The organism is Bradyrhizobium sp. CCBAU 11357 (assembly GCF_028128865.1).
GTDB lineage: Bacteria > Pseudomonadota > Alphaproteobacteria > Rhizobiales > Xanthobacteraceae > Bradyrhizobium.
Genome location: NZ_LBJW01000022.1, coordinates 1 through 320, shown reverse-complemented (window position 1 = coordinate 320; position 320 = coordinate 1). Strand labels below are relative to the sequence as shown.

1 protein-coding gene is annotated in these 320 nt (G+C 69.1%); it reads left to right on the top strand.

All coding sequences use genetic code 11. The features are described from left to right. Window positions 1-320, top strand: a 320-nt coding sequence (locus tag XI05_RS08880) for an Ig-like domain-containing protein (protein ID WP_271500687.1), incomplete at both ends; no start/stop codon positions are given.

Sequence of the window (320 nt, the reverse complement as noted above, 5' to 3'; positions counted from 1 at the left end):
ACGCTCAGCACCACCGGCCCGACCGTGACCGAGGCCCTGCTCTCCGACACCGGCACGTCAGCCACCGACCACATCACCGCCAATCCGGCGCTGAGCGGCACCGGCCTCGCCAACACCGTGGTGCACTTCACCGTCGACGGCAGCCCGATCGCGGCGACGGTGACCACCGATGCGCAAGGCGCCTGGTCGTTTACGCCGAGCGGGCTGGCTGACGGATTGCACACCATCGTGGCGAGCCAGACCGACACTTTTGGCAACACCGGCTCGGCCGCGCTGAGCTTCACGCTCGACACGACGGCACCGACGGTCGCCATCACCAG